This window comes from Allobosea sp. 10N428, from assembly GCF_056394545.1.
The window spans coordinates 1-2,133 of sequence record NZ_JBFTIC010000030.1 but is presented as its reverse complement, the minus strand read 5'-3'; the positions used below and the strand labels follow the sequence as shown (position 1 = coordinate 2,133).

Here is a 2,133-nt window from a genome sequence, read left to right as displayed (position 1 = left end):
GTCGCAGACCACGCGGAGCCTGTAGAAGAGAGCGGCTGGATCGACGTCCGAGAGATCGCAGAAAAGGTACCCGGCGCGGGTATCGTCGGAGTTGCTGCCAAATTGGTAGGTGAGCGGGAGCGTCCGGCCGTCCCGCAGGACAAGCAGGCCTTTCCCGGTATACATCGCCGGCCCCCCGCCAACTGCCTCGGCAGTACGCGCCCGTTTCGGGGTGGGGGCAAGCGACGTTTAGCATCCCAATTGCTCGGCATCTTCTGCGCCATTCTGACACTACGCCGTCCCGGAACCTTGCGCCCGACGTCCCCGTTCTTACTGTGCCGCTTTCGAGCGCCGATGAATTCCTCAAAGGCGATGCGTCGAGGCCCTCTCGAAAAGCAGCCGGTGATTGTTGGAGCACCGCAATCGCCGAGGGAGCCGATCTCCGGTCGGCTCCCTTCTTGGCGCCGGGAAAAGGGGGGGCGAGACCTCGAGGTCCGTTTTTTCTGCGCAGAGCCGTTGCGGAGGAAAGGACCATGCTATTCTCGTCCCTGACCGATTCAGATCATCTCGCGCGCGCCCAAGCCGCCTTTGAGACAGCATGGGTCGAAATCGCGCCAAGCATTCCCGTTGCACTTGAGGAGCCAGAACGCTCTAAGCTGGCCAACATCATTGTCTCGCTAGTAGCCGTCGCCGCAGATGAAGCAGAACTGGCGAGGCTGGCGGTCGAGCGCTATCAATCGATCATCGAGGAAGCGTGACCCATAGCCGTCAGTTTGGCGGCAGCTTCTCTGGAACGCTGCACGTCGAAAGGAGTTTCCCTTTGCGGTTATTACCCGAAGCGCTCGGAGGAGGCCGCCATGATGGTCGATCCTCGACCAAAAGTGCCCCAATAACGAGAAGTTGAGGCCACCACTCCGGCTCGTCTACGATCGCGATGCAGAACCTACGGTCGAGACGCCTGACGAGGCCGAGCAAGGTACTCCGCGGTGGCCGGTTTTAATTTTGCTGATCTCGGGGCTGGCGAATGCGGTGATCGCGTCGTTCGTAGCTGGACTGCTGGCCTACTGAGGCCGCGCAGGAATCACGAGGATTTGGGTTTGTCGGCGGACCTTCGGCTAACCTTACGATCGCCAGCCAAGAAGCCCGCGATTTCGAGTTCAAGCTCGATTAGAAGTTTCCGGTATTCCTCTGCTATGGCCGCGGCATTCGGTTCAGTCTGCTGGGTCCATCGAACGTAGGCGCGCGAGGCCAGCTCATAGCCTTCATATAGGTCAATGCAGCGTTCTGCAGCTCTCTTGAGCTGTTCGCGCCGTTCGGGCCAGCGGAGCATCAATCGTGCCAGGCCTGCTTTTTGCTCTGGCGTCATGGCGCCTTCCGAAATCCCCCGTACAGGCTAACCACGCGTTGGGGTTCGCGATATTGTCCCTGGTGTCAAGTTGCTGTTCTCACCACGATTACTTGTTGCCACTGAGCGATGCGCAGATCTATCGTAAGAGAGAAGCGGGTTTCGTATTTGCGTTCGCGCAGGGGTCGCCGTGGAAGCGTCGAATTGCTTTGGTACTTTGACCGAACCGGAGGGGGAAGCGGTAAGGTCAGAGCTCGCGCGGATCGTGGGAAGTGCAGATTTCAATGTTCCTGCGCGTGTAAAACACTTTCTACAGTACATTGTCGAAGAAAAGCTTTCGGGGAAAGAAAAGCGATTAAAGGCCTTCACGATCGCGAATGAGGTATTTGGTCGGGGTGCGGATTTCGACGCCATGAACGATCCGGTGGTGCGGATCGAGGCCGGTCGCCTGCGGCGCGCGCTGGAAAGATATTACCTTCTCGATGGAAAATGCGATCCGGTGGTTATTCAGGTCGCGAAGGGGAGCTATGTTCCCGCGTTCCGCTGGCGTGTTATCGATACGCCGGTGCTGGACGCAGCCGGGCCGTGGGAGACACCCCGCCAAAGCCGATCATCACGTACGGAATTGATGACCCGCCCCGGCGTACTGGCCTGCGGACTTTTGTGTGCAATAGCTCTGAACTTGGTCGTCGTTGTCTTGGCTACGCGAGAGCAACTCCCGCCACAATTCCCGTTGTCCGATCAGGCGCTTGAGACGCTTGAGCCACAGGTGACCGTCAGGCCGTTCGTCAGTTTGTCATCCGCACCCC

The 2,133-nt window shown here is 59.0% G+C and carries 2 protein-coding genes and 1 pseudogene; 2 read left to right on the top strand and 1 reads right to left on the bottom strand.

Annotated features, from left to right (window positions below; genetic code table 11):
- The first annotated feature begins 512 nt into the window (after nucleotides 1-512).
- Entirely contained in the window at nucleotides 513-737 is a 225-nt protein-coding gene (locus tag AC1DDA_RS27335) for a hypothetical protein (protein WP_441514574.1), read from the top strand.
- Nucleotides 738-1,060: 323 nt separating this feature from the next.
- Here AC1DDA_RS27335 and AC1DDA_RS27330 read toward each other — a convergent pair whose 3' ends face one another.
- Entirely contained in the window at nucleotides 1,061-1,345 is a 285-nt protein-coding gene (locus AC1DDA_RS27330; protein WP_476798084.1) for a hypothetical protein, read from the bottom strand.
- 169 nt (nucleotides 1,346-1,514) lie between these two features.
- On the opposite strand from AC1DDA_RS27330, the pseudogene AC1DDA_RS27325 reads away from it, so the two are divergent.
- Nucleotides 1,515-2,133 (top strand): annotated as a pseudogene (locus tag AC1DDA_RS27325) (hypothetical protein); the annotation flags it as partial.